This window comes from Lentzea albida (genome assembly GCF_900111005.1).
Taxonomy (GTDB): Bacteria; Actinomycetota; Actinomycetes; order Mycobacteriales; family Pseudonocardiaceae; genus Lentzea; species Lentzea albida.
On sequence record NZ_FOFV01000004.1, the window covers coordinates 254586 to 280618 of the forward strand.

Here is a 26033-nt window from a genome sequence, read left to right on the forward strand (position 1 = left end):
CAGATCCCAGTAGTCGTCCTGCATCAGTCGTACACCCCTTCCAGAAACCACCTCTGGTCCCTGCGGATCAGCAGGAACGCCTGGTCGTCCGCCTGCACCTGCACGCGCGCGGCCCGGTGCCGGTCCGGCGCCCACCACCGCTCGTCGACCGGCCACGGACCGGCCCACGCGGTGACCTCGCGCGTTCTTCCCCGGATGGTCAGCTTCTTCGGTTGAGCGGTGAGTTCGAGACGGCCGGTCACGCCGACCTCGCGGCCGTTCTCGTCCTCCAGGGCCGCGGGGTCGTCGGCGAGCGTCGCGGGTGCCCTGGTGAGCCGGCCCGGCCACGGGTGGTCCGGGTTCCTCGTGGGGGTGCGTTCGTCGCCCCACGGCACGAGCCTGACCTGCTCCCGCGGTCCCCTGCCGCCGTCGATCACCGGGGTGAGCACGCCGTCCGGGCCGAGCAGGCCCTGGACGTGCAGCAACGCCCGCACCGCGCGTTCGTCGTCGTGCCCCCACAGACCGAGCTGGAGCGCGGTGCCGTCGACGACCTCGACCGGTTCGAGGGTGAGCGTGCGGATGCCGGAGGTGAGGCGTTCGCGGGTGAGCCAGCCGTCGAGCTGCCAGCGCACGCGGTCCGCAATCCCCCTCGGGGTCAACGGTTCCGCGGCCCGCCACACGCGCTGCAGCTCCTCGTCGTTCTCGGTGCGGGCGTGGATGCCGAGCCGCGTGCAGGCGAGGCTGCGCGCCGCGAGGTTCTCGTGCAGCCGTTCCGAGAGGAGCTTCGCGGCGAACGCGGCCGCGTCGACGCGCTCGACCGGTTCGTCGAACGTCTCGGTGACCGCGAGCTCCGGCGCGGGCCTGCGCTTGTCGAGCGGGCGTTCCGGCACCCCGCGCGCGAGCCGGTGCTGCCTCGTCGCCGGGCCGCCGAACCTCGTGGCCACCGCGTTCTCCGGCACGTCCGCGAACGCGCCGAGCGTCTTCAGGCCGAGCCTTCTGAGCAGGTCGACCAGTTCCGGTGCGTCGAGCTCGTGCACGCCCAACGGCCTGAGGAACTCCGGCGTGCGACCCGGTGGCACGATCATGTTGCGGTGCGCGGCTTTCGTGGCCGCGAACAGGCTGTCGGCGGCGCCGACCTGGGCTTCCGTGCCGGTGTGGGTCGCGATGTGGTCGACGATCCGTTCGGCCGCCTGCTCGGCCGACCCGAAGTAGCCCACCGGCCCCCGCGCGGGCACCGCCACGAGTCCGGGGTGCACGACCTCGATGCCGGGTGCGAGTTCCTCGACGGCCTCCGCGACGGGCTCGAAGAACCGGGCGTCGCGCTGCGGGTCGTGCTCGAACGTGACGAGCTCGGGGCACATCGCCTCGGCCGCGCGCCTGCGCATGGCCCTGCGGATGCCCTCCTTGCGCGCCACGGCCGACGTGGACACGATCTCGTTGCCGTCGACCACCGCCACCGGCACGTGCAGGGCGGTGCCGGTGGCGGTGCAGGCGGCGACGACGGGCCAGTCGGGGCAGCAGACGGCGAGCAGACGCGGGTCCTTCACGCGGGCTGCTCTCGTGTTGTAGCCCGCCGGGCGGCCAGTTCGTCGGCCCGGTCCGGACCGGCATCAGCCGGCTCGTCGGAGCGGTCCGGTCCCCCGGCCACCAGCGGGAGCTCGATTTCCTCCTCGCCGAAGGTCAGCAGCACGTTCTTCGCGCGCCCCGCCGACCCGCGACCGCCGCTGCGCACGGCGATCTGCTGACGCCGCAACGTTTCCGCGCCGTCGTCCAGGGCGTTCCAGCTCACGGACTCCGCGGTCAGCTCCACGTCGGGCGAGGGCCAGGCCCCGAAGGCGATGAGCACTGCTTTGCGTTGGCGCGCACGGGCTGTCAGCCGGCGGGCCAGTGAGGGAGGGAGTGGGCAGGCGACGGCGACCAGGTCGATGCCGTCCAGCAGGGCCGCGATGACCGGGCCCGGATCGGAGCCGGGGCGCGGGACCAGTGCGAGGCGCTGCACCGCGACGCCCAGTTCGGCCGCGGCCAGCACCCCGAGCTGCGGCAGACCGACCACGGCGGCCCAGCAGCCGTCCGCGGTCGCACCCGCCAGCAGGGCGAGCAGCAACGATGTCGATCCGCCCACCGACACCGTGCTGCCACGCCGCAAGCCGCCCCACGGCAGCAGACCCGCCAGTTCCCCGCGAACCGGCAGGACCCGCCCCGTGGCGTGGTCGGTGGTGGTGCTGGTCAGCTCGCTGGCCGGGTTCACCCCGAGCTCGGACAGCGACGCCGTTGCCGACCTGGACACTCCACCCACCTCCCATCACGGACCGTGCGCACCCCTGTGCACGGCCGCCGAGGGAAGTTCGGCGACTTGCTTATTCGAACTCTTGTTCGAACGAACGAGATGATGTTAGCGCGTGAACGCACCCCTGTGTCAATGCCAGGGCGTCACCCTTTTGGTGGACACGGCCACACGGGTGCGGGAGGTCCTCCGCGATGGCTCGAACACCATGGGAGAACTGGGAAACCGCGAAGCGACCACCGCCGGCCGGTGGCCTTGCCCGGTGTTCGGTGGTGTCGTCACCGCGTTCACGATCAGCCACGGCTTCGACACGAATGGCGGCATCGGCGAGGCCTCGGACCTGAGGGCTCATGTCACCCGGGACGAACCGCGGCACAAGGCAAAGGGGCCGCTTCCCCGGCGGAAGCGGCCCCTTTGCTGCAACGAGCGTCAGTGGGCGAAGTGCCGCGTGCCCGTCAGGTACAGCGTGATGCCCGCTTCCTCGGCCTTGGCGATGACCTCGGGGTCGCGCACCGATCCACCGGGCTGCACGACCGCGCGCACGCCGGCCTCCAGCAGCACCTCGAGGCCGTCCGGGAACGGGAAGAACGCGTCGGACGCACCGACCGCGCCCTTGGCCCGCTCGCCCGCGCGCTTCACCGCGAGGTGCGACGAGTCGACGCGGTTGACCTGGCCCATGCCGACGCCGACGGTCGCACCGTCGTTCGCCAGCAGGATCGCGTTCGACTTCACCGCGCGAATGGCGCGCCACGCGAACTCGAGGTCCGCCAGCGTCTTCTCGTCCGCGGGCTTGCCGGCCGCCAGGGTCCAGTTCGCGGGCGAGTCGCCGGACGCGTCGATGGCGTCGCGCTGCTGCAGCAGCAGGCCGCCGGAGACCGGGCGCATCTCGGCGCCGCCGCGGGACGGGGCCTGCGCCACGAGGAGGCGCACGTTCTTCTTGCGCTGCAACACCTCGACCGCACCGTCCTCGAAGGACGGGGCGATGACGACCTCGGTGAAGATCTCCGAGACGAACTCGGCCATCTCGACGGTGACCTCGCGGTTCGACGCGATGACGCCGCCGAACGCGCTGAGCGGGTCGCACTCGTGCGCCTTGCGGTGCGCGTCCGCGATGCTCAGCTCGGACACCGCGATGCCGCACGGGTTGGCGTGCTTGATGATCGCGACGCACGGCAGCTCGTGGTCCCACGCGGCGCGCCAGGCGGCGTCGCCGTCGAGGTAGTTGTTGTACGACATCTCCTTGCCGTGCAACTGCTTCGCGGACGCGAGGCCGGTGCGGCCGTCGCCCTGCGTGTAGATCGCGGCGCTCTGGTGCGGGTTCTCGCCGTAGCGCAGCACGTTCGACCGGTTCCAGGTCGCGCCGACCCAGCCGGGGAAGCCGCTGCCCTCGTCGTCCGGCGCGAGCACGTTGCCCATCCACGACGCCACCGCGACGTCGTAGGAGGCGGTGTGGCGGAACGCGTCCGCGGCCAGGCGCTGCCGGTCCGCCATCGTGAAGCCGCCCTCGCGGACGTTCTCCAGCACCCACTCGTAGCGGGCCGGGTCGACGACGACTGCGACGTTGGCGTGGTTCTTCGCCGACGCGCGGACCATCGCGGGGCCGCCGATGTCGATCTGCTCGACGCAGTCGTCCGGGGACGCGCCCGACGCGACGGTCTGCGTGAACGGGTACAGGTTCACGACCAGCAGGTCGAACGGCGCGATGTCCATCTCGCGCAGCTGCTCGACGTGCGAGTCCTTGCGCAGGTCGGCCAGCAGACCGGCGTGCACGCGGGGGTGCAGCGTCTTCACGCGGCCGTCGAGGCACTCGGGGAACCCGGTGACCTGCTCGACCGGCGTCACGGGGACGCCCGCGTCGGCCAGCACCTTGGCGGTGCCGCCGGTGGACACGACCTCGACTCCGGCCGCGTGCAGGCCGGTGGCCAGTTCCAGCAGGCCGGCCTTGTCGGAGACCCCGATCAGGGCCCGGCGTACCGGTCGCCTCTCGGCAGGAGTGGTCACGGGATGCTCACCTTTCGTCCGTTCACGGTGCAGCCCTCGCGGGCGAGCCTGCCGACTGTCTCGACGAGCAGCCGGCGTTCGACGACCTTGATGCGTTCGTGCAGGGTCTCCTCGGTGTCGCCGGGTTCGACGACCACGGCCTCCTGCGCGAGGATCGGGCCCGTGTCGACGCCCGCGTCGACCAGGTGCACCGTCGATCCGGTGACGTGCACGCCGTAGGCCAACGCGTCCCGCACGGCGTGCGCGCCCGGGAAGGACGGCAGCAGCGCCGGGTGGGTGTTGATCATCCGGCCGCCGAAGCGGGCGAGGAACCGCTCCCCGATGATCTTCATGAAGCCGGCGGACACGACCAGGTCCGGCTCGTACGACGCGACCGCCTCGGTCAGCGCCGCGTCCCAGGCCGTGCGGTCGGCGTGGTCGCGCAGCTTGACGGCGAAGTGGGGCACCCCGGCACGTTCGGCGCGCTTGAGGCCCTCGATGTTCTCGCGGTCGGCGCCGACGGCCACCACCTCGATCGGGAGGTCGGAGTCCAGCAGGGCCTGCATGAGGGTTCCGGAACCGGAGACGAGTACGACGACGCGCGCCGGTGTCGGAAGCCGAAGTTCGGTGCTCAGCGTCTACTCCTGGGCGTCGTGTTGCAGCAGCTCAGGGGCAGTTTAGGCCGTCACCGTTCCGGCTTGGCGTCCAGGTCCTCCTCGGGCTCCATGCCCAGCATCTCGTCGAACTCCGCGTCGAGGTCTTCCTCCTCGTCGGCGGGTTCCTCGTCCTCGTCGACCGGCTCCTCGTCCACGACGTCCTCGACGTCTTCGACGCCTTCCGGCTCTTCCTCGTCGTACTCGTCCTCGTCGTAGTGGTCGTCGTCCTCGAGGTCCTCGTCGACCTCGAACTCGTCGGCGTCCACGACCTCGAGTTGCTCGAGCTGCTCGAACTGGTCGGTGAGCTCGTCGTCCTCGAACACCACGTCCGGGTCGGCGGCTTCGGCGTCGTCGTCGTAGTCGGGCTCCACGAACTCGCTGCTGCCCGCGGCCACCGCGGCCTTCGCCCGGTTGCCCGCGAGCCAGGCCACCAGCGCGCCCGGCACCAGCACCCACACCGCCACGACCAGCGCGAGCAGGCCCGCGGGCACCGTCACGGGGTCGAACGCGCCCCCGGCGAGACGTCCGCCGGCCGTCGCGGCGAGCACCAGGCTGCCCACGCCCGCCGTGATCGCGGCCACCAGCACCGCGCGCAGCCTCGACGTCGGCCGGTCGGACACCTTGCGGCACGTCCACCCGACGACCAGGCCGAGCAGCAGCCCGCCCACCAGCACGGCCGGGCTCCACACGAACTCGTTCTCCGGCATGGCGGCCAGCAGCGGCACCGGGGGCACGTCACCGCCGACGAACTTCAGCGGCGAGACCTCGACCGCGCCCATGGAGAACCCGGCGCCCACCACGTACGAGAAGCCCGCGATGATCGCGTTCGGCAGGTAGGCGAGGCACAGCAGGAACACCCCGAGGCCGACGCCGAACGACGGACCGGCGCCCGCGAAGAGCCCGCTGGTCGTCGGCCACGACGCGGCGAGACCGGCCGCCACCGCCAGTGAGCCGACGCTGACCAGTGCGAACAAAGTCATGAAACCGGCGCGCAGCCCGTGCAGCGCCACCGGGTCGAGCTTGTCGAACACCACCTCGTACAGGCCGCAGCGGCGGGCGACGCCGAGCGTGGCGGCCAGTCCGGACACCGCGGCGCAGCCGAAGAACGCCACGGCCGGTGTGGCGCGCACGACGCCTTCGCCCATCACCAGAGCGATCGCGCCGCCGACGACGGCGTGCGATCCGGCGATGCTCAGCACGACCCCGCGCGCCTGCAGCGGTTCGTAGAGGCCCAGGCGGTCGGCGGTGCCCGCGGCGGTGCGGCCGATCAGCAGCATCAGCAACGCCGTGGGCAGCAACGGCAGCACGCCGAGCTGTCCCGAGTCGAAGCGCAACGGCACGTGGTGTGCCGCCAGCCAGGCGGGAGCGGCGGCGCTGAGCACGCCCGACGTGGAGAACTCGGCGTACGTGGCCGTCGCGGAGATCAACGCGAGGACGGCGGCGACCGCGGCGTACCCGACGACCACCGATCCGACCGCGGCGGCGACGAGCACGCGAAGGCGTTCGGACCGCGAGAACTCCGGTGGGCGCACGGTGTTGACCTCGCGGGTCACATCGCGTTGCAGCACGGGCACTTCTCCACTGTGTCAGGCCGCCTGGTCCGAACGGGTCAGGCACGCCGGGTCATGCGACAGGGGTGGCACCGGAAGAACCGGCACCACCCCTGAGGTCGAACGGTGTGCGGACCTTACTGCTGCGGTCCGCCGAAGCCGCCGGGCGGCGTGCCCGGCGAGCCGAACTGGCCCGGCTGCGGCATGAAGCTGGTCTGCTGCGGCGGCTGACCCGGCTGCTGCGCGGGCTGCTGCGGCTGCTGGCCGAACTGCTGCTGCTGACCGAAGGACTGCTGCTGGGGCGCCTGCTGCTGCGGGGCCTGCTGCTGGTGCTGCGGGTGCTGACCCTGCTGCGGGAACGCGCCCGACTGCGGGTTCCAGCCGCCCGGCTGGCCCTGCGGCTGACCGGCGTACGGGTTCGCGGGCTTCGGCTCGAACTTCACGATGCCCTCGGCGAGCAGGAACGCGAGCACGACCGCGGCCGTCTCGAGCAGCGCGACGATGAGCAGCACGATGTCGAGGCCCTGCACGGCCGGCGACTTGATGATGACCTGCAACTGCAGCAGGGTCTGCACGGCCGCCAGGATCGCGGCGACCGGCACGAAGCCCTTCGGCGTGTTCGGCAGCACCGACAGACCGGCGAGCAGACCCGCGGCGAGCAGGTACGTCACGTTGCCGCTGCTGACGTCGTCCGCGAACGCGACGAAGTAGGCGACGAGGCCGAGAGCCGCCGCGACCAGCGGGAGGATCTGGGCCAGGTTGATGTTGTTGGCGCCAGGAGCCCCCGGCGCTGCCTGGTGCTGTGCCGGACCCGGCGGCTGCTGTTGGGGTGCGCCGTAAGGCACGGACATGTCGAGGTCTCCTCCTCAAACCAGGGTGCGTCGTTTGACGCTAGCAGTGCTCTGCCATCCGCTAAGACGATGGACCGATCATGCCGGTTCCGCCATACGAGCGAAGGCCGGACTCCGAAACTACTCGGAACCCGGCCTTCGTGTTGCTCTGCGTGTTGTGACACTCCCAGAAGCGGAGGTCAGAGCGCCTGCATGATCTCCCGCATCAGGGCGGCGGTCTCGGACGGCGTCTTGCCGACCTTGACGCCGGCGGCCTCGAGGGCCTCCTTCTTCGCCTGCGCGGTGCCCGCCGAGCCCGAGACGATGGCGCCGGCGTGGCCCATGGTCTTGCCCTCGGGAGCGGTGAAGCCCGCGACGTAGCCGACGACCGGCTTGGTCACGTTCTCCTTGATGTACGCGGCCGCGCGCTCCTCGGCGTCGCCACCGATCTCACCGATCATCACGATCGCGACGGTCTCCTCGTCGGCCTCGAAGGCCTCCAGGGCGTCGATGTGCGTGGTGCCGATGATCGGGTCGCCACCGATGCCGATCGCGGTGGAGAAACCGAAGTCCCGCAGCTCGTGCATCATCTGGTAGGTCAGCGTGCCCGACTTCGACACGAGGCCGATCTTGCCGCTCCCCGCGATGTTCGCGGGGATGATGCCGGCGTTCGACTTGCCGGGGCTGATGATGCCGGGGCAGTTCGGGCCGATGATGCGGGTCTTGTTGCCCGTCGCGACGGCGTGCGCCCAGAAGTAGGCGGTGTCGTGCACCGGGATGCCCTCGGTGATGACGACGGCCAGCTCGATCTCGGCGTCGATCGCCTCGACCACGGCGGCCTTCGAGAAGGCCGGCGGGACGAAGATCACGGTCACGTTCGCGCCGGTGGCCTCCATGGCCTCCTTGACGGTGCCGAAGACCGGGAGGACGGTGCCGTCGAAGTCGACCTTCTCGCCCGCCTTGCGCGGGTTCACGCCACCGACGATGTTCGTGCCGGACGCGAGCATGCGCTTGGTGTGCTTGGTGCCCTCGGCACCGGTCATGCCCTGGACGATGACCTTGCTGTTCTCGTTGAGGAAGATAGCCATCGTTCTCAGACCCCCGCAGCCGCGAGTTCGGCGGCCTTGGCGGCCGCGTTGTCCATCGTGTCGACAACGGTCACCAGCGGGTGGTTGGCCTCGGCGAGGATCGCGCGGCCCTCCTCCACGTTGTTGCCGTCGAGGCGGACGACGAGCGGCTTGGTGGCCGAGTCGCCGAGGATCTCCAGCGCCTTCACGATGCCGTTGGCCACGGCGTCGCACGCGGTGATGCCGCCGAAGACGTTGACGAAGACGGAGCGGACGGCCTCGTCGCCGAGGATGACGTCCAGGCCGTTGGCCATGACCTCGGCGGACGCGCCGCCACCGATGTCGAGGAAGTTCGCGGGCTTCACGCCGTACTGCTCACCGGCGTACGCCACGACGTCCAGGGTGGACATTACGAGACCGGCGCCGTTGCCGATGATGCCGACCTCGCCGTCGAGCTTGACGTAGTTGAGGCCCTTCTCCTTGGCCTTCGCCTCGAGGGGGTTCTCAGCAGCCTTGTCGACCAGCTCGGCGTGGGCCGGGTGGCGGAAGTCGGCGTTCTCGTCGAGCGTGACCTTGCCGTCGAGCGCGACGATCTTGCCCTGCGGGTCGCGGACGAGCGGGTTGACCTCGACCAGCGTGGCGTCCTCGGAGACGAAGGTCTCCCAGAGCTTCACGATGGTGTCGACGACCTGGTCCTTGACCTCGGCCGGGAAGTTCGCGGCGTCGGCGATCTCCGTCGCCTTGGCCACGTCGACGCCCTTGATGGCGTCGATGGCGATCTTCGCGAGGGCCTCGGGCTTGGTGGCCGCGACCTCCTCGATGTCCATGCCGCCCTCGACGCTCGCCATGGCGAGGAAGGTGCGGTTGGCGCGGTCGAGGAGGAAGGAGAAGTAGTACTCCTCCGCGATGTCGGAGGCGGGCGTCACCAGAACGCGGTGAACGATGTGCCCCTTGATGTCGAGGCCGAGGATGGCGGTCGCCTTCTCCTCGGTCTCCTCGGGGGTGGAAGCGAGCTTCACACCACCGGCCTTGCCGCGGCCGCCGGTCTTCACCTGGGCCTTGACGACGACGGCCTGGCCGAACTTCGCGGCGATGGCCTTGGCGTCGGCGGGGTTGGTAGCCACATCGCCCGGCAGTACCGGGACGCCGTGGGCGGCGAAGAGGTCCTTCGCCTGGTACTCGTACAGGTCCACTCGGGTCTCCTGCGACGTCGGTGTCGGAACACCGCGCCTGGGTGGTCCTCAAGGGGCCGTGCGAACCCACTTGACGCGGCTGGGCCCAGACACTATCGACCTGCGGGTACCGCTCGCACGCCACCACCGGTGAGGTCGGTCTCAACGGCGGTGAGGTCGATCACGCGCTCGCGCGCGATGTAGGGAAAAGCGGGTCCGCGTCACGTTTCAGCGGGTCGCGCGGGCACCCATCAGGCCGGCCGCGACCAGCAGTGCCGCGATCGACGCCAGCGCGAGCCACGTGCCGGGAGCGGCGGTGGCGCCCTCGACCCGGTCGCCCGTGAGCGGCAGTTCGAGCGCGCGGACGCCGAGCAGCAGCGCGAGTCCGGCGAGGGTCGCGGCACCGCGGGCCGGCCTCGACCGGAAGACCGGCACGAGGGTGAAGATCATCAGCACGAGGCAGATCAGGAGCCCCCAGGAGACGGCGGGCTCGTTGTCCGGGATCACCGTGGGCGCCGTGTACCTGGCGCCGCGCAGGGTCGGCAGCACGAAGGCGCCGACCGCGAAGAGCCCGGCGAGCAGGACCGCGCCCAGTTCGGCGACCGGCACCTGCTCCTTCTCGACCTCGCCCGCGTTCTCCCGCTCGGTGGCGCCCGCGAGGCCGGCGCAGGCGAGCGCCAGCAGGCCGAGCGGTGCCTCGACGACCATCAGCCAGAACCCGGCGCCCGGTTGCGCGACGCCCAGCTGGCTCGCCGCCACCACGACCTCGGTCATGCCCGCAGCGGCGAGCTGCATGGCCAGGTAGCCGCCGACCAGTGCCGGGCGCACCACCGGGGCCGCCGACGGCACGAACAGGAGGAGTCCCAGCACCCCGAACGCGAGGCCGGCCGCCCAGAGCAGGTTCACCGAGGCCAGGTCGGGCGCCGCGCCGCCGGTGGTGAGGACGAGCTGGGGCAGCAGCGCGCCGACCAGCATCGCGAGGGCGGCGAGCACGGCGAGGACACCCGCGGCGACGTGCATGCGCCGCAGGGACGGCAACGCCAGGTCGCGCGTCTCGTCGCGCTTGCCGCTGAGCAGCCGCGCGGTCCGGCCGAGCAGAGGCGCGGCTGGCAGGAGCAGCGCGGCGACGAACGCCGACATCGATCCACCGGTGATGCCGAGCCCCGGCGCGACGGTGCCGGCGGCCAGGGGCGGCACCACGACGGCGAGGAGAGCCAGCGAGACGCCGATGGTCCCGCCCACGCGCGTGTCCGGGTCGGGCGAGCTCGCCGCGAGCGCGGCCGCGAGCGGGGCGGCCAGCGCGATCAGCAGGCCGCCGACCAGGCCGAGCACGGGCAGTTCCCACGGTCCCCGGTCGAGCTGGAACGGGTCGGCCGAGGTGAACGGCTTGCCCAGCAGGCCGACCGCGGCGACCAGGGCGATGAGGACGGGGAAGACGACGAGGCTCGGCGGCTCGGACTCGTCCGCGGGCATGCCGGCGCGGCCGGACGCGAGCGCTCCGCCGGCGATCACCAGCAGGTGTCCGGCGAGCAGCAGCCACACGCCCAGCGAGGGCGTCACCGCGACGAGGGTCGCCGGCCGGAACAGCTCCGGCCGCGCCACCTCCATCGCGTCGAAGACGATCAGCAGGTCGCTCAGCAGCCGGCCGACGCCGAAGACGCCGGCCGCGGCGAGCAGCCCCGCGGCGACGAACGGGCGGCCGCGCATCAGCAGCACACCCGCGACGACCGGCGGCAACAGCGCCAGCACGGCGAGCAGCGGCCACGACGTGAAGGCGGGTTCGGCGCCGCCGACCACGCCGAGCAGCGGCCCGAGGGCCAGTAGGAGGGCGCCTGCCGCGGCGAGGGCCCACGACGTGCGCAGCCTGGCGGCCGCCGGGGTCTGGTTCTCGAGCTCGGTGCGAGTCATCGCGGGCGAACCTAGCAATAGAAGGGTCGGGTCAGGCGTCCCGTGCCGGGCCTACTGAGATGAATTTCGTTCGCATGTGGAAAACATCCGCCGGGTAGTCCAGGCGCGTGACTTCATCACTTAACGTCGCTCACATGAGCGACGAGGGCAGGTCGTGGATCGCGCGTCTGACCGACGCCGCCCTCGACCGCGCCGGGTGGGGCGTCCACACCGCTCGCGACGTCGCCGAAGAGGTGAAGGTGGCGCTGCGGGCGATGGCCACGCCCGGCGGCGTGCGCGGCGTCGCGATGGAGGCGGCGTGGCTGACGGCCCACGCGGTGCTCTACCCGTGGGGCGCGATCACCGAGCAGCTGCGCCCGGACGGCCAGTACCGGCACTACCGCACCGACGGACTGCCGCTGGTCCAGCGCGGCCTGGTGGTTTCGGCCATGGAGGCGGCGGGCACCCCGATCGTGCTGGTGCACGGCATCGGGGACAACCGCTCCGCCTTCGCGGTGCTGTCGGGGGCGCTGCGAAGGCGGGGCTTCGGGGTCGTGCACGCCATCAACTACAGCGTGCTGACGGCGTTGACGGGTGACGTCCGCCGGTCGGCGGCGCTGCTCGGGGCCCAGATCGAGCGGATCTGCGAGCAGACCGGTTCGGATCAGGTGCACGTCGTCGGCCATTCACTCGGCGGGCTCATCGCCAGGTACTACGTACAACGACTGCACGGCGACTCACGCGTTCGCACACTCGTAACACTGGGGACTCCCCACAGCGGCACTCTCGCCGCCTATCTGCTGCCGACCCCGCTCACCCGGCAGCTGCGTCCGGGCTCCGAACTGCTGGAGGAGCTCGCCGAACCGTGCCGCTCGTGCCGCACGCGTTTCGTCGTGGTCTGGTCGGAGATGGACCAGGTCATCGTCCCTCAGCGCAATGCCCGGCTGGAGCACTCGTCGTTGCTCGTCGAGGAGCACCAGATACGTGATTCAGGTCACCTTTCCCTGCCCGTTGACACGAGGACTCTTCACGTAGTTGTGACCGCCATCACCCGATCGGATGACTTGTCAACTCACCCCATCGCCGCTGGCGGTGAGGCGTTTCGCGCGCCCGGCACGACCGACGGTCACAGTTGACAGTTGAAACTCCCTGGTTGCCGCCCATTGGGAGGACATAACGAACTGGGGTTTGCCCTCCGAGGCTTCGCGCCGTTACTGTCCCCCGGTCCGTTGTCACGGTCTGATCACAGAAGGACACCGAGTCAGAACCCCGAATCCTGACTCACCGGGAATCCCCCGCCCGGCGGTCCACCCGATCAGGCTCCCCGAAGGCGGAAGGGCAAGCTTTGAGTCACCACCGCTCCCCCGGCGGCCATGAACGCAGTGCTGCGCTTGAAGAGGCAGTCGACCGCGCGTCAGTGCGCCCGGTCAGCTCGCACCGGCTCCCCCCGCCACCGTCGGCGCTTCGCGGACGCATCGTCGTCGCCGCCGTCGCAGTAGGCGCCTTCGCAGCAGCAGGCGCGGGCCAGCTCGGCCAGGCCGCAGCGGACGACAGCGGCGACGTCCAGCTCGCGAACCACTCCGGTGGCGCCGCGACCTTCGACGGCGTCGGCGGTGACACCGCTCCCGCCCCCCAGATCCTCGCGGTCTCCAAGACCACGTCCGAAGGCTCCGCCGAGGCAGCCAAGCTGCTCCGCAGCCAGCAGCTCACCACCGAGCGCGAGGCCGTCGAGGCCGAGAAGAAGCGCCCGAAGTTCGTCCGCCCCGCCGCCGGCGAGTTCACCTCCGGCTACGGCGGCCGCTGGGGCACCATGCACCTCGGCATCGACATCGCCGGCCCCATCGGCACCCCGATCGTCTCCGCCGCCGACGGCGTCGTGATCGAGGCAGGCCCCGCGTCCGGCTTCGGTCTCTGGGTCCGCGTGCAGCACGAGGACGGCACCATCACCGTCTACGGCCACATGGACTCGTTCAGCGTCCGCGAGGGTCAAGCGGTCAAGGCCGGTCAGCAGATCGCCCGCATGGGCAACCGCGGTTTCTCCACCGGCCCCCACCTGCACTTCGAGGTGTGGAACCCCGGCGGCCAGAAGATCAACCCGTTGACCTGGCTGAACGCTCGCGGTGTGACCGTCTGATCTCTGCTCTTCCCCGGCTCGCCGGTTGGCGCGTTGCTGGTGGTGGGGTTGCCGTTTTCGTGGCGGCTGAACCTCTCGTCCGGTGGCTTCGGGCGGGTTGATCAAGTTCGCCTTCTGCTGAACTACGGCTCAGTAGCTTTCTGACGGCGTTTCGCGGCCGGGGCACCTCCGGGTGCGGGTTCGCGTGTTTCTCGCGCCTCAGGGGCTCCAGTGGCGCTCTAGCGCGGCTCTGGTTCCGGGCGGGCGAAGTACGTCGCCGCTACCCGCCAGACCGAGCACATGTGCCTGCGCCAGCGAGGGCCGCACGCACTGCAGGCCCCGCCCTCTGTCGGCGCGTGGTGGCTGAGCAGAGTGCGCCAGGCTTCGACCAGCTTCGCGGTCTCCGGAGATTCCAGCTGGGTGAGGATTGCGAACACACGTTCGTGTAGAACGCCGGCCAGTACGTGATCCATTCCCCGCTCTCCCGCCTGGGTTGTGACCTCATGCGGTTGATGATGCTCCGGGGGTCTGACAATTTTTGAGCTCATGGCCGGTGAGCTGCGGTGATCTTCGGGGTACGGCTGTTCGCCTGGCTGTGGCACGGCCGTGTGTCCCGGGCTGTGGCGGGAAGAACACTTGTTGAGGCGGTCCTGAAGTGACAGTCCTGGGCGGACCTGTCCTGTCCTGAGAAGACAGTGCGGCCGGACCGCTCTCCCGTTCGGTCCGGCCGCACTTCGCCGCGAAGATAGGCCCCCGCCGTCCCTTCGCTCCCCTTCGTGCGCAGGCTGCTCGTTGTGCCTTGGAGCGCCCCGAGCGTTCCCTGGCTGTGCTGCTTGCGACACCCACATAGACGCACGTGGTGGGTTGCCGTTGCGCCGGATTTCGGGGATTTTTTGGCGAGGTTGGTAACACGGGGGAAGTGCTGGTCAGGTTGGTGAGCTGTTGGGCGTGCGCGCCGGTTGGGTGGGTCGTCCCCCTGGTGCGTTGGCGGGCGGCGGTCTGTTGTTCGTAGGTGGTCGGGGTGCGTGCGGATGTTCCGGCTTCTTCCTGGGGCTCCGCCCCAGACCCCGCCAATCTGATCAAAAACCGGGCCAGCGCCCTCGGCAGGTAGATGGCACGCCTGGTGCTTCGGGCGGCTGCGCGTTGCTTTGTTGCTTGCGGAGTCGTGGGGTGGTTTCGTCACGAGCCGAGCCAAGAGCGGGCCACACCTGAGGAGGGGTGTCAAACCGCCGAAAAGCGTGGCGGTTTGACACCCCTCCTCAGGTGCAGCAAGAGCTGTGGCACGACTCGTGACGAAACCACCCCACCCAGGCCTCTTTGGAAAGACGGCTCGCCTTCGGCTTCGCTGGTTGTCAGACCCCGTCGCTAGGTTGGGTCGCGGGGGGTCCTGTTGTGAAGGGGACCCCTGCGTCAGCTTGCCTGCCTACAGTTTTGTCATCGGGACGCTGCCGATCAGCATCAGGCGGACTGTGCCCGAGCCGCCGAAGTCGATCGTCGCCGTGGCCCGCAGGCCCGCGCCGTCCACCGCCACCACTCTGCCCAGGCCGTACTTGTCGTGGGTGACGCGGTCGCCCACTTCCAGCTTCATGGCCGGGGCGTCCTTCCAGCCCGCCTTGCCCGGAGCGGGGCGGGAGAGGCCTCGGGAGGCTATGCCGCCTGAGGCCGAGCGGCCCCACGTCGTGGCCGCGGTCGGGGCCGAGCGGGAGGGTTCGACCCTGCGCCAGTCCATGAGGTCCTGGGGGATCTCGTCCAGGAAGCGGGAGGCCGGGTTGGCCGAGGGCTGGCCCCAGGCCGAGCGGACCAGGGCCCTGGAGAGGTAGAGGCGGCGCTGGGCCCTGGTGATGCCCACGTAGGCGAGGCGGCGTTCCTCTGCCAGTTCTGCCGGGTCGCCGAGGGCCCGCATGTGCGGGAAGACGCCGTCTTCCCAGCCCGTGCTGAAGACGACCGGGTACTCGAGGCCCTTGGCCGTGTGGATGGTCATGAGGGTGACCACGCCGTCGGACTCCGCGTCCGGGATCGAGTCGGCGTCGGCCACCAGGGAGACGCGTTCCAGGAAGGCCGGGAGGGACGGGACCGGGTCGGCGCCTTCCGGGAGTTCCAGTTCGGTGAACTCGCGGGCGACGGTGACCAGTTCGTTGAGGTTCTCGATCCTCGTGTGGTCCTGGGGGTCCTCGCTGGCTTCCAGTTCGGTGCGGTAGCCGGTCTTCTCCAGGACGGCTTCGAGGATGTCGGCCACGTCGTCCTCGCGGGCGACCATCTCGCCGAGCTCGTCCATCATCTCCACGAAGCCCGCGATGGCGTTGCGGGAGCGCGGGTTCAGCATCGGGACCTTGTCCAGGTCGCGGAGGGCCGCGGCGAAGCTGATGCGTTCGCGTTCCGCGTAGGCGGAGACGCAGGCTTCCGCCCTCTCGCCGATGCCGCGCTTCGGGACGTTGAGGATGCGGCGCAGCGAGACCGTGTCCTCCGGGTTCGCCAGGGTGCGGAGGTAGGCGAGGGCGTCGCGGACCTCCCTGCGCTCGTAGAAGCGGACGCCGCCTACCACGCGGTACGGGAGGCCGAGGCGGATGAAGATCTCCTCGAACACGCGCGACTGGTTGTTGGTGCGGTAGAAGACGGCGATCTCGGAGTTGTTGACCTCGCCGCTGTCCACGAGGTGGTCGATCTCGTTCGCGACGAACGCGGCCTCGTCGTGCTCGTTGTCCGCGACGTAGCCGACGATCTTCTCGCCCTCGCCGAGGTCGGACCAGAGCGACTTGTCGCGGCGGTTCGGGTTGCGGGAGATCACCGCGTTCGCGGCCGTCAGGATGTTCTGGGTGGAGCGGTAGTTCTGCTCCAGCAGGATCGTGGTGGCGTCCGGGTAGTCGCGCTCGAACTCCACGATGTTGCGGATCGTGGCGCCGCGGAAGGCGTAGATGGACTGGTCCGCGTCGCCCACCACGCACAGTTCGGCCGGGGGGATCTCGCCGCCCGCCTTGCCCACGAGCTCGCGCACGAGGGTGTACTGCGCGTGGTTCGTGTCCTGGTACTCGTCGACCAGGACGTGGCGGAAGCGGCGGCGGTAGTGCTCCGCGACCTCCGGGAAGCGCTGCAGGAGCTCGACGGTCCTCATGATGAGGTCGTCGAAGTCGAGCGAGTTCGACTCGGCCAGGCGCCGCTGGTAGACGGTGTAGACCTCGGCGACGCGGCGCTCCAGGTCGTTCGTGGCCTGGGCGGTGGCGGTCTCCGGGTCGACCAGCTCGTTCTTGAGGTTCGAGATGTGCACGGCGAGGGTGCGGGCCGCGTACTTCTTCGGGTCGAGGTCGAGGTCCCTCGCGACGAGCGTGATGAGGCGGCGCGTGTCGTCGCTGTCGTAGATCGAGAAGTTCGACGACATGCCGAGGGTCTTCGCGTCGCGGCGCATCACGCGCACGCACATGGAGTGGAACGTCGACACCCACATCGAGCGGGCGCGGGCGCCCACCATGTCGGCGACGCGTTCCTTCATCTCGGCGGCGGCCTTGTTCGTGAACGTGATGGCCATGATCTGGCCGGGGTGCACGTCACGAGCGGCGAGCAGGTACGCGATCCGCCTGGTGAGGACGCGCGTCTTGCCGGAGCCCGCGCCGGCCACCACGAGCAGGGGTGAGCCGGCGTGCTCGACGGCACGGCGCTGCGCGGGGTTCAAGTCGTCGAGCAGGTGACCCGCGCGGGAAACGGGGGGACTTGAGGGCAAGTCGAACAAGGCGCTCATCGTCCATCCACGGTACCGGGCGGCACCGACGAATCCGGTACCGCCCGACCATGTGTTCGATCAGGTGCTCAGATCGATGCTGTACGGGACGCCCGCGTGGGAGGTCTCCGCACCGCCGGACTCCGCGTACACGTCGATCGTGTCGCTGTGGTGCTCGCGCCCTCTTGTGTGGATCTGCAGCGTCGGGAACGCCTCGCCCGGCACGGCCAGGAAGGCCGCCGCGCAGTGCACGCCCTCGACCCCGGGACCGCCCTCGACGCTCCAGCACCTCCAGTACTCGCCGTCCCAGCCGGTGACCGCCAGCTTGGCGGGCGGCAGCGAGATGCGGACGTGGAGGTCGGAGACGTCGCGGTCCGACCGGTTGGTGATGTTGACGTCGAACGTGGCCAGGACGCCGCCGCGTATCGTCCAATGGCCGGTCTCGAGGACCTTCCACCCCGCCGACGGCGCCATCTCGACGCCCGCCCACCCGGTCTCCGCCGCACCGGCGGAGGTGGCGGACGTGGACAGGAGCAGTGCGGAAGCCACACCCAGCAGGCGCTTCACGATGACCCCAAACGATCGTGGATGGGACTGGAGCAGCCTAGGTCGGCTTCTTGTGGCACACTAGGTCCGTGCGCGCGACGTTCTTCGAGTTTTTCTACGGGATCCGGACTCCGGCTCCCGTGGTCGTCCAGCGCTGACAAAGCCACCACGAAGCCCCGGAGTCCTCGGACCCCGGGGCTTCGCTGCTTCCGGGCCGGGACTCGAAGTTCTCGAGAGGTCATGACGATGGATACCACCACCGAACCCGACATCAACCTGCTGCGCGAGGAGATCGACCACCTGGACGCGGAAATACTCCGACTCGTCCAACGGCGCGTCGAGGTGTCCAAGGTGATCGGCGCGGCCCGCATGGCCGCCGGCGGCACGAAGATCGTGCACAACCGCGAGATCGACGTGCTCAACCGCTACAAGCCGCTCGGCCCCGAGGGCAAGGACCTCGCGATGATCCTGCTCAAGATGGGCCGCGGCCCGCTCGGCAGGTAGGCACGCCCGGCCCGGCGTCACAGGACGCCGGGCCAAAAAGGCCGCAGCGCCGTGCGGACGCGCTCGAAGTCCGCGTCCGCGAGCTGGGAGTCGTCCGGCACGTACGCCAGCGGGTCCTCCAGCAACGGCTCCGGCAGCCCCAGCAGGCCCTCGACCAGCGCGTGCAGGCACAGTGCCGCATAGCCGCGCAGGTAACCGCCCTCCTGGGTGAGCACGACCCTGGGGCCGAACGACGCCACCCGCCGTCCGATCTCGCGGTATCCGTCCGCCGTGAGGTTGTGACGGCCGTTGGGGTCGAACGCCGATCCGTCGAACCCGGACGCGCACACCAGCAGGTCCGGTGCGAAGTCGCGCAGCAGAGGGAACGCGATTTCATCGAGCGCACGTATATATGTCGTGTCGCCCGCGCCGAGCGAGAGCTCGATGTTCACGTTCCGCCCGTTGGCGCCCACTTCTGATGGCGCGCCCGTCTGCGGATGGTTCGTTCCCCACGCCCCATGCCGCATGTGCACCGAGATGGTCAGCACGTCCGGCCGGTCGTAGAACACCTCCTGCGTGCCGTTGCCGTGGTGCACGTCCCAGTCGAGGACGGCGACCCGCATCCCCTGGCGGCGCGCGGTCTCCGCCACCAGCGCCGCGTTGTTCACGAAGCAGTAGCCGTCCGCCAGGTCCGGCTGCGCGTGGTGCCCTGGCGGCCGCACGAGCGCATAGGCGAGAGGCGCGCCCGACTCCAGCGCCGCCAACGCCGTGCCCGCCGCCGCTGACGCCGCACGCCACGTCTCCGGCCCTACGACCGTGTTCACCTCCAGCGCCACACGCTCCGAGACGCGCAACGAGTCCAAGTAGCCCGCTGTGTGCACGCGCAGAAGCTCGTCGACGGACGCATGGCGCCCCTCGTGCCACCTCAGGTGCGATGCCACCGGTCCGTGCGTCAGCGCGTGCCGGAACGTGCGCAGCCGTGCCGCGTTCTCGGGGTGCGGTTCGGCGACGTCCAGCCACGGCCAGGAGCCGGGCAGCTCCCACAGGCCCTCACCGGCGTCGTGCTCGAGGCAGTCGTCGTGCCAGAACATGTCCACGCGAATCGGATATCAGGGCGATCACGGATGGTCCACCGGAAAAATCTGGGGGCACACTGGAGGCATGGGCCTCATCGCCGCACTGATCGCCATCGCCGGCCTGCTCGCCGCCTTGGCGCACGACGCTTACCTGGGCTTGCTCGGTTCGGCCGCGAACAAGAAGGGCCTCTCCGGAGCACCTGTCTCGCAGTTCGTCCGCAGCCGCTGGAAGACCGCGATCATCACGACCGCCGGCGCGGTGATCGGCCTGCTCATCACCGGGGGCGACAGCGTGCCCGCCGACGTGATCGGCGCGCTGATCGCGGGCGGCAGCGGCCTGGCCGCGCTCAACGGCGTGCAGAACACGCGCAAGCAGCTCAACAGCGGTCAGGCGCAGCTCCCGCCACGCTGAGGGCTCATCCGATTCACACAAAAGAGTGTCACTCGTCCTGAACACCCCCATTTGGTTGCTTCGGCACCTCCGGACGGCCCTACTCTGATTGCGTCGCAGAGGGGTGTCGGGGATGGACGAACTGCCGGGCAAACATCGTCTGGACGACGGGCCGCAGCCGCCGAGGTCGAGGCCCGTCGCCGGGGGCGACCGCATCCCGCTGCCGCGCGGGCGCCAGATCGATCCGCTGCAGGACACGGACGGCCTGCGCAAGTTCAACATCGGCCTCGTGCCCGCCTCGGTCACACCGCCGCGCACCTGGAGGCGGGCGGCCTGGTTCGCCGTCGTGTCCTCGGTGCTCGTGCTGGTCGGGCTGAGCGTCGCCGCGGCCAAGCTGGTCAGCGGGGGCGGTGACGTCGAGACGGTCGGCCTGCCCGGCTACCCGTCGGACGTGCCGATGATCTCCCCGCTCCCCACGGGCGGTACGACCCCCTCGGCCACGGGCACCAGGCCGTCGGCCGCGAGGACGGGTCAGAACGCGCCCGTTCCCGGCACGGGCAGGGGCACCGGGTCCAGCAGCGCGCCCGGCACGAGCGGCCCGGCGTCCGCGCCGAACCCCCAGCCGTCCGGGACGATCCCGCCGGTCATCACGACCGTGCCGGTCACGCAGGCGCCCGTCGTCGACGGCGGCAAGATCGCCCAGCAGACCGAGCACTTCTACCGCGAGATGGCGACGAACGCGGACACGGCGCTCGCCATGACCACGGATGCGGTGCGCTCGAACGCCGACGCGCTGCTCGAGGGCCGGCTCTCCGACATCTCGCTGATCGAGGTGAAGGAGATCGCCGTCGACCCGGGCAAGGGCCTCACGGTCAGCCTGCTGCAGGTGACGAAGAAGGACGGCTCGGTCAGCACCGAGAAGCGCGAGCTGAGCTTCACGCTCGGCGACCTGCCGCTGATCAACGGTGAACGGTTGAAGACCGGCGGCTGAAGTGGCTAAAGGTCACAGCCGGACCTACCGAACGTAGTAGGTAGCACCATCGAGCGAATCCTGAACGCCGCTGGCCGCCACGGACGGGTGAATACGAGCCAGACACTGGCGTCTTCGACCGCGACCACGGTACGTCTTCAGGTGCACACGGACAGTACGGAGGGCCCGAGCAGTGCAGCGTCCCGCGACGACCGGCCGGAGACACACCCGCGTCGGCTCGATCAGCGTGGCTGAGCTGATCAAGCAGCAGCCTGGCCCGGTGCGCATCCTCTCGACCGAGGAAGCGGCCACCGACGCACTGGTCACATCCCTGCTCGGCCCCACCGAGAACATGACCGCGACGACCGCGGTGATACCTGTCACACCCGGCCGTCGCCGCCGCACCAAGTCGAGCCGCACCGCCAAGGCCGCAAGTCTGCTCACGGGCGCGATCGTGCTCGTCTCCTCCGTCGCCGGCGCGGCCGTTCTGGCCGGCAACCGCCCGCCGAACGCCGGCATCCCCGTCACCGAGCGCGCCGTCGCGCTGTCCGGGTCGAGCGCGCTGCGTCCCGACGTCCTGTCGGCCCAGCTGCCGAACGAGCGCCCACCGGCCCAGACCACCCCCGGCGCCGCGGCGGCCCCGATGCCGCAGCCGTCCGAGCTGCTGCTGGAGACCGGCGCCGCCTCGGCACCGGCGAGCACCGAACCGTCGACGCCCGAGGTCTCGACCGGCCCGTTGCCGCAGGTCGACGTGGTGAAGAAGTTCTACGAGCTGCTCACGACCAGACCGGGGTCGGCGGCCAAGCTGCTCTCACCGGACCTGGTCGGCCCGAACACCGCCGACTTCGTGAAGTCCTGGGGGAAGATCAAGGTCGTGAACGTCGACCAGACGTCGGTGCGGCCGGACGGCTCGGTGCTGGCGGTCGTCTCGATGCAGGAGGCGGACGGGAGCTGGCTGCGGATCGAGCAGCTCTTCTGGCTCACCAGCACGACCCAGCCCCGGATCATCGGAACTGAAGTCCTTTCGGCGCAGAGGAGCTGAACCCCGGGAGTTAGGTCGCGCCCAACTGATTCGCCGTTCGCAGTCGAACGGTGACCGCTCGTCGCGAAAACCGGGTTTCGGTCGTGAAAATTCCCCCATAGGGGTTACATCTCGGGTCACGATTCGGTATCCATGTTCCCGCCAGTGCGCAAACGCGAACTTGGAAGGGTGAACGAGCGGTGTCGATTGAGGACCATCGTCGGCGGTTGAGCGGTTCGGCCGAGTCGACCGGGCAGCTGTCCGTCGCCGAGCTGATCGCCCGCCGCGAGGCGGAGACCGTCGAGATCCCCGTGATCACCGACGACATCACCCCCGAGGCGTTCGAGGAGACCGTCAAGTTCAAGCCGGTCAAGTCTCCTGGCAAGAAGAAGCAGCCCATGAAGGAGCTGCACATCACCGAGCTCCTGCGCAGGGAGGGTCGCGCCGACGACACCCAGCGCGGCGGGTTCACCGTCGGCAAGCTGGCCGCCGCGGCCAGCGGTGGCGTCATCATCTGCGGTTCCGTGGCGTTCGCCGCCTCCTCGTGGCTGTCCTCGCCGGACGAGCGCCCGCTCGCCGAGGTGCGGTTCGACGAGCGCGCCCAGGCCCGTGGCGCGAGCTCGGGCACCGAAGGCGTCGTGAAGCTGCCGTCGAACAAGACGCAGCAGTCCGACGCGAGCGAGACGCAGGCCGCGCCGACGACGGAGGAGACGACGCGCGTCGCCCCGTACGTCCAGACCCAGCAGCAGCGCCCGACGCAGCAGCAGACCCAGACGCAGGCCCAGCAGCCGACGCAGCAGCCCAGCCCGGAGACCTCGACCTCGACGACCCCGTCGACGCCGACGGAGACCAGCACGCCGCCGTCGAGCCAGACGCCTCCCCCGCCGAGCTCGTCCACCACGCCTCCGTCGAGCGGCAGCACCAGCACGCCGCCCAGCTCGGACAACTCGACGCCCCCGCCGTCCAACCCGGTCGACGTGAGCGTGGACCTCGGCGTCCTCGACCCGGTCCTCGACACCGTGGGCGACGTCGTCGGCGGATTCGACTTCTTCGCCCCGGCGAACTGATGTACGACAGGTAGCTCGGCGACGGCCCCCGGCAGGTACCCTGTGCGGGCATTCCGGACGACCCGCTGACTACCGCACGAGGAGCACGAGCGTGGGATCTGCTGCCGCAGCCGCAGTCACGCCTTCGAGCACCCACGGGGTGGGCTTGTGACGACGTCCGGCACCTCGGACGGCCGTCTGATCGCCGACCGCTACCGCTTCCTCGACCGCATCGGCTCCGGCGCGATGGGCATCGTCTGGCGCGCCCACGACGAACGCCTCGGCCGTGAGGTCGCCATCAAGCAGTTGCTGCTGGCACCCGGTCTCGACGAGGCCGAGCAGGACGAGGCCATCCAGCGCGCCATGCGCGAGGGCCGCATCGCCGCCAAGCTGCACCACCCGAACGCCATCGCCGTGTACGACGTCGTCGAGGAGGACGGCGTCCCGTGCCTGGTCATGGAGTACCTGCCGTCCTACAGCCTCGCCGACGCGCTGGCCGAGGGCGGACCGATGGACCCGGTCGAGGTCGCGAGCATCGGCGCCCAGTGCGCGGCGGCGCTGGCCGCGGCCCACGCGGCGGGGATCGTGCACCGCGACGTGAAGCCCGGCAACGTGCTGATCGCCGACAACGGCGTCGTCAAGATCACCGACTTCGGCATCTCCCGCGCGTCCGACGACATCACGGTCACCAAGACCGGGCTGATCGCCGGCACGCCCGCGTACCTCGCACCGGAGATCGCGCGGGGCCAGGACCCGACGCCGGCCTCCGACGTCTACTCGCTCGGCTCGACGCTGTTCGCCGCGATGGAGGGCGAGCCGCCCTACGGAGTGAGCGAGAACACTCTCGGTGTTCTGCACGCCGTCGCGGCCGGGCGGATCAACCCGCCGACCGTCGACCACCCGCTCGCCGACACGCTGCTGTACCTGCTCAACTTCGAGCCGGACGACAGGCCGACCATGGCCCAGGCGCGCGAGGTGCTCAACGCCGTCGCGCACGGCCGTTCGCCGTCCTTCAACGGCCTGGCCGTGGTCGCGGGTCCCGACCCGACGACGATCGTGGAGCCCGAACGGACCCGCGTGGTCCGCGCGGTGCCCCGCACCTCACCTCCGCGGACGGCCCCGCCGATGGCGCCTCCTCGTGGCGAGGAGAACAACCGCCCGTTGGTGATCGCGGCGGTCGTGCTGGCGTTGTTGCTGGTCATCGGTGGTCTGATGGTCGCGCTCGGGGTGTTCAACAGGGACGAGAAGACCCCGGTGGCTCCTCCCGCGAGCAGCTCGCAGACGGTGGAGCCGACGACTTCGGCGGCTGAGGTGACGACAACCACCCCTCAGGCAACGACGACGCAGGAAACGACGTCTAGCACTACGACGACGACAACCACGACCACCACTACGACGACCACAACGACGACAACCACAACGACGACGACTCCCAAGCCGTCGTCTTCGCCGCCGCCGGTCGTGACAACGACGACGGTGCCGCCTCCGGCGGGCTAAGCGTCATTGCGCCGTAGAAATCTCGTATGGTGGGTACCCGCACCGATGGGTGATCTGAACCCGAAGGTGTGATCAGCCGTTGAACAGAGAGCAAGTGACCGCACAGCGGGGAGCAACTGTGACCGACGATGGCCGATTGGTCGCTGGTCGCTACCGATTGAGCCAGCGGATCGGCAGCGGCGCCATGGGCGTCGTCTGGACGGCACACGACGAACGCCTGCACCGCACAGTCGCGGTCAAGCAGCTGCTCCTGCAGCCCGGACTGGCCGAATCCGACACCGACGAGGCCAAGAGACGGGCGATGCGGGAGGGCCGCATCGCGGCGCGGCTGCAGCACCCCCACGCCGTGGCCGTGTACGACGTGGCCGAGGACGACAGCCAGCCGTGGCTGATCATGGAGTACCTGCCGTCGAAGAGCCTGTCCGCGGTGCTCTCCGAGCGCGGCACGCTCCCGCCGCGGGACGTGGCGTCGATCGGCATGCAGGTCGCCTCCGCGCTGGCCGCCGCGCACAACGCCGGCATCGTGCACCGCGACATCAAGCCCGGCAACGTGCTGCTCGGCGACGACGGCACGGTCAAGATCACCGACTTCGGCATCTCCCGCGCGACCGGTGACGTCACGGTCACCGCGACGGGCATGCTCGCGGGCACCCCCGCCTACCTCGCCCCCGAGGTGGCCAAGGGCTACGACCCGGGCTCGCCGTCCGACGTGTTCTCCCTGGGCTCGACGCTGTACGCCGCGATCGAGGGCGAACCGCCGTTCGGGCTGAGCGAGAACACCATCGCGCTGCTGCACAAGGTCGCGTCCGGCAAGGTCAACCCGCCGCGCAACGCCGGCCCGCTGACCGCGCTGCTGATGCGCCTGCTGCGCGCGGAACCCGAAGACCGCCCGACGATGGCCGAAGCCCGTGACGCGCTCGCCGCCGTCGCGAACGGCCAGGCCGCCCCCGCCTTCACGCCCGCCGTGGTCGCGCCGACGCACCCGCCGTCGTGGCGCGGTGCGCCCGTGCAGCAGCCGCAGCCGGCCGCGACGAGGGCCCTGACGCCTCCGCAGGTGCAGCAGCAGGCACCGCCGCCGCCCAACGCGACGCGGGTCGACCTGCACACGCCTCCGCGCGCCGTGCCCACGCAGCAGCAGCAGCCGTCGAACCACCGGCCGGCCGCCGCGCCCCAGTACTCGCAGCGCCCGAAGCCGTCGAGGCCCTCGGCGCTGGCGTCCGCCACGAAGAACAAGAAGTCGACGGTCTTCACGGCGCTCGCCATCGTGGCGGCGGCGGTCATCGGCATCATGTTCGCGAGCATCATCTCGAGCGGCGGTGGCGGCGACAACGGCTCGAACAACATCGCCGGGCCGAACACGTCGAACCAGCAGACGCAGGGCAACGACGCCACGGGCGAGTCGACGCCGCCGAAGTCCGCCGGCAAGGCCGGTCAGTGGACCGACACGCCGACCGACGAGGACAAGAAGACGCTGCTGGAGGACTACTTCCAGCTCGCGACGAGCAAGCCCGCCGACGCCTGGGCGATGGGCAACGCGAACTTCCAGGGCCAGTACCCCGGTGGCATGGACGGCTTCAAGTCGTTCTGGGGCGGCATCAAGAAGGCCAAGGTCACCAGCGTCGAGGAACGGCAGTCGTACTACTTCGTGGTGACGCTGGAGATCGAGAAGAAGGACGGGTCGAAGTCGTCGATGCAGCGGCAGGTGTCGCTGGAGTGGCGCTCGCCGAACTTCCTGCTGAGCTACGACAAGCCGTTCGGCAGCGCCTGAGCACCCCG

21 protein-coding genes are annotated in these 26033 nt (G+C 70.3%); 9 read left to right on the top strand and 12 right to left on the bottom strand.

The features are described from left to right. Window positions 1-23: 23 nt before the first annotated feature. From BMY74_RS13215 to BMY74_RS13255, 9 genes are all read right to left on the bottom strand, one after another. The gene (locus tag BMY74_RS13215) at window positions 24-1526 is read right to left on the bottom strand and encodes a DNA polymerase Y family protein (RefSeq protein WP_245786094.1); all 1503 of its coding nucleotides are present in this window, start codon (window positions 1524-1526) and stop codon (window positions 24-26) included. After that, on the bottom strand, window positions 1523-2266 hold the full coding sequence (locus BMY74_RS13220) for a hypothetical protein (protein ID WP_089915020.1): 744 nt from the start codon (window positions 2264-2266) through the stop codon (window positions 1523-1525). Before BMY74_RS13220 ends, BMY74_RS13215 begins: the two co-directional genes overlap by 4 nt. A 426-nt stretch (window positions 2267-2692) precedes the next feature. Further along, complete coding sequence (gene purH, locus BMY74_RS13225) at window positions 2693-4264, bottom strand: bifunctional phosphoribosylaminoimidazolecarboxamide formyltransferase/IMP cyclohydrolase (protein ID WP_089915023.1); 1572 nt, start codon at window positions 4262-4264, stop codon at window positions 2693-2695. Further along, complete coding sequence (purN, locus tag BMY74_RS13230) at window positions 4261-4878, bottom strand: phosphoribosylglycinamide formyltransferase (protein WP_089915024.1); 618 nt, start codon at window positions 4876-4878, stop codon at window positions 4261-4263. Before purN ends, purH begins: the two co-directional genes overlap by 4 nt. A 50-nt stretch (window positions 4879-4928) precedes the next feature. Continuing rightward, window positions 4929-6467 (bottom strand): cell division protein PerM, encoded by a 1539-nt coding sequence (locus BMY74_RS45010; protein ID WP_177229726.1) that lies wholly within the window; start codon window positions 6465-6467, stop codon window positions 4929-4931. A 119-nt stretch (window positions 6468-6586) separates the two neighbouring features. Then, window positions 6587-7300: a DUF5336 domain-containing protein gene (locus BMY74_RS13240; protein WP_089915026.1), complete on the bottom strand. Its 714-nt coding sequence runs from the start codon at window positions 7298-7300 to the stop codon at window positions 6587-6589. A 179-nt stretch (window positions 7301-7479) separates the two neighbouring features. After that, on the bottom strand, window positions 7480-8367 hold the full coding sequence (gene sucD, locus BMY74_RS13245; RefSeq protein ID WP_089915029.1) for a succinate--CoA ligase subunit alpha: 888 nt from the start codon (window positions 8365-8367) through the stop codon (window positions 7480-7482). A gap of 5 nt (window positions 8368-8372) precedes the next feature. Further along, window positions 8373-9539: an ADP-forming succinate--CoA ligase subunit beta gene (gene sucC / locus BMY74_RS13250; protein ID WP_089915033.1), complete on the bottom strand. Its 1167-nt coding sequence runs from the start codon at window positions 9537-9539 to the stop codon at window positions 8373-8375. Window positions 9540-9746: 207 nt separating this feature from the next. After that, window positions 9747-11426 (bottom strand): hypothetical protein, encoded by a 1680-nt coding sequence (locus tag BMY74_RS13255; protein WP_089915036.1) that lies wholly within the window; start codon window positions 11424-11426, stop codon window positions 9747-9749. A gap of 134 nt (window positions 11427-11560) precedes the next feature. On the opposite strand from BMY74_RS13255, the gene BMY74_RS13260 reads away from it, so the two are divergent. Both BMY74_RS13260 and BMY74_RS13265 read left to right on the top strand, forming a co-directional pair. Beyond that, a complete protein-coding gene (locus tag BMY74_RS13260; protein WP_089915040.1) occupies window positions 11561-12541 on the top strand; it encodes an esterase/lipase family protein in 981 nt (326 codons plus the stop codon). 281 nt (window positions 12542-12822) lie between these two features. Further along, on the top strand, window positions 12823-13539 hold the full coding sequence (locus BMY74_RS13265) for a M23 family metallopeptidase (protein WP_245786095.1): 717 nt from the start codon (window positions 12823-12825) through the stop codon (window positions 13537-13539). A gap of 1402 nt (window positions 13540-14941) precedes the next feature. Here BMY74_RS13265 and pcrA read toward each other — a convergent pair. Together pcrA and BMY74_RS13275 are read right to left on the bottom strand one after the other, a co-directional pair. Continuing rightward, window positions 14942-17248 carry a DNA helicase PcrA gene (gene pcrA, locus BMY74_RS13270; protein WP_089915045.1) on the bottom strand — a complete coding sequence of 769 codons (2307 nt, stop codon included), beginning with the start codon at window positions 17246-17248 and terminating at the stop codon, window positions 14942-14944. 60 nt (window positions 17249-17308) lie between these two features. Next, window positions 17309-17794: a hypothetical protein gene (locus BMY74_RS13275; RefSeq protein ID WP_089915048.1), complete on the bottom strand. Its 486-nt coding sequence runs from the start codon at window positions 17792-17794 to the stop codon at window positions 17309-17311. Between the two features lie 219 nt (window positions 17795-18013). Between BMY74_RS13275 and BMY74_RS13280 the strand changes: the two genes are divergently transcribed. Further along, window positions 18014-18277, top strand: a complete 264-nt coding sequence (locus BMY74_RS13280; RefSeq protein WP_089915050.1) for a chorismate mutase — start codon at window positions 18014-18016, stop codon at window positions 18275-18277. A 17-nt stretch (window positions 18278-18294) separates the two neighbouring features. On the opposite strand, the gene BMY74_RS13285 is transcribed toward BMY74_RS13280, so the two are convergent. Then, complete coding sequence (locus tag BMY74_RS13285) at window positions 18295-19347, bottom strand: arginase family protein (RefSeq protein ID WP_089915734.1); 1053 nt, start codon at window positions 19345-19347, stop codon at window positions 18295-18297. 70 nt (window positions 19348-19417) lie between these two features. Here BMY74_RS13285 and BMY74_RS13290 point away from each other — a divergent pair, with 70 nt between their 5' ends. From BMY74_RS13290 to BMY74_RS13315, 6 genes are all read left to right on the top strand, one after another. Next, window positions 19418-19744, top strand: coding sequence for a hypothetical protein (locus BMY74_RS13290; RefSeq protein ID WP_089915053.1), 327 nt, complete (start codon window positions 19418-19420; stop codon window positions 19742-19744). Between the two features lie 112 nt (window positions 19745-19856). After that, on the top strand, window positions 19857-20714 hold the full coding sequence (locus BMY74_RS13295; protein ID WP_089915056.1) for a hypothetical protein: 858 nt from the start codon (window positions 19857-19859) through the stop codon (window positions 20712-20714). 226 nt (window positions 20715-20940) lie between these two features. Then, window positions 20941-21735, top strand: a complete 795-nt coding sequence (locus BMY74_RS13300; RefSeq protein ID WP_143091562.1) for a superantigen-like protein SSL4 — start codon at window positions 20941-20943, stop codon at window positions 21733-21735. A 206-nt stretch (window positions 21736-21941) separates the two neighbouring features. Further along, a complete protein-coding gene (locus tag BMY74_RS13305) occupies window positions 21942-22781 on the top strand; it encodes a hypothetical protein (protein ID WP_089915064.1) in 840 nt (279 codons plus the stop codon). A 147-nt stretch (window positions 22782-22928) separates the two neighbouring features. Further along, window positions 22929-24257 (top strand): serine/threonine-protein kinase, encoded by a 1329-nt coding sequence (locus tag BMY74_RS13310; RefSeq protein ID WP_245786097.1) that lies wholly within the window; start codon window positions 22929-22931, stop codon window positions 24255-24257. A gap of 118 nt (window positions 24258-24375) precedes the next feature. Continuing rightward, complete coding sequence (locus BMY74_RS13315; RefSeq protein ID WP_089915067.1) at window positions 24376-26025, top strand: serine/threonine-protein kinase; 1650 nt, start codon at window positions 24376-24378, stop codon at window positions 26023-26025. Window positions 26026-26033: the final 8 nt, after the last annotated feature.

Bases quoted from the DNA above. Each gene is read 5' to 3' on its own strand.
- pcrA (WP_089915045.1), bottom strand. From the start codon at position 17,248: ATGAGCGCCTTGTTCGACTTGCCCTCAAGTCCCCCCGTTTCCCGCGCG.
- BMY74_RS13280 (WP_089915050.1), top strand. From the start codon at position 18,014: ATGACGATGGATACCACCACCGAACCCGACATCAACCTGCTGCGCGAG.
- BMY74_RS13290 (WP_089915053.1), top strand. From the start codon at position 19,418: ATGGGCCTCATCGCCGCACTGATCGCCATCGCCGGCCTGCTCGCCGCC.
- BMY74_RS13295 (WP_089915056.1), top strand. From the start codon at position 19,857: ATGGACGAACTGCCGGGCAAACATCGTCTGGACGACGGGCCGCAGCCG.
- sucD (WP_089915029.1), bottom strand. From the start codon at position 8,367: ATGGCTATCTTCCTCAACGAGAACAGCAAGGTCATCGTCCAGGGCATG.
- BMY74_RS13255 (WP_089915036.1), bottom strand. From the start codon at position 11,426: ATGACTCGCACCGAGCTCGAGAACCAGACCCCGGCGGCCGCCAGGCTG.
- BMY74_RS13240 (WP_089915026.1), bottom strand. From the start codon at position 7,300: ATGTCCGTGCCTTACGGCGCACCCCAACAGCAGCCGCCGGGTCCGGCA.
- BMY74_RS13260 (WP_089915040.1), top strand. From the start codon at position 11,561: ATGAGCGACGAGGGCAGGTCGTGGATCGCGCGTCTGACCGACGCCGCC.
- BMY74_RS13285 (WP_089915734.1), bottom strand. From the start codon at position 19,347: ATGTTCTGGCACGACGACTGCCTCGAGCACGACGCCGGTGAGGGCCTG.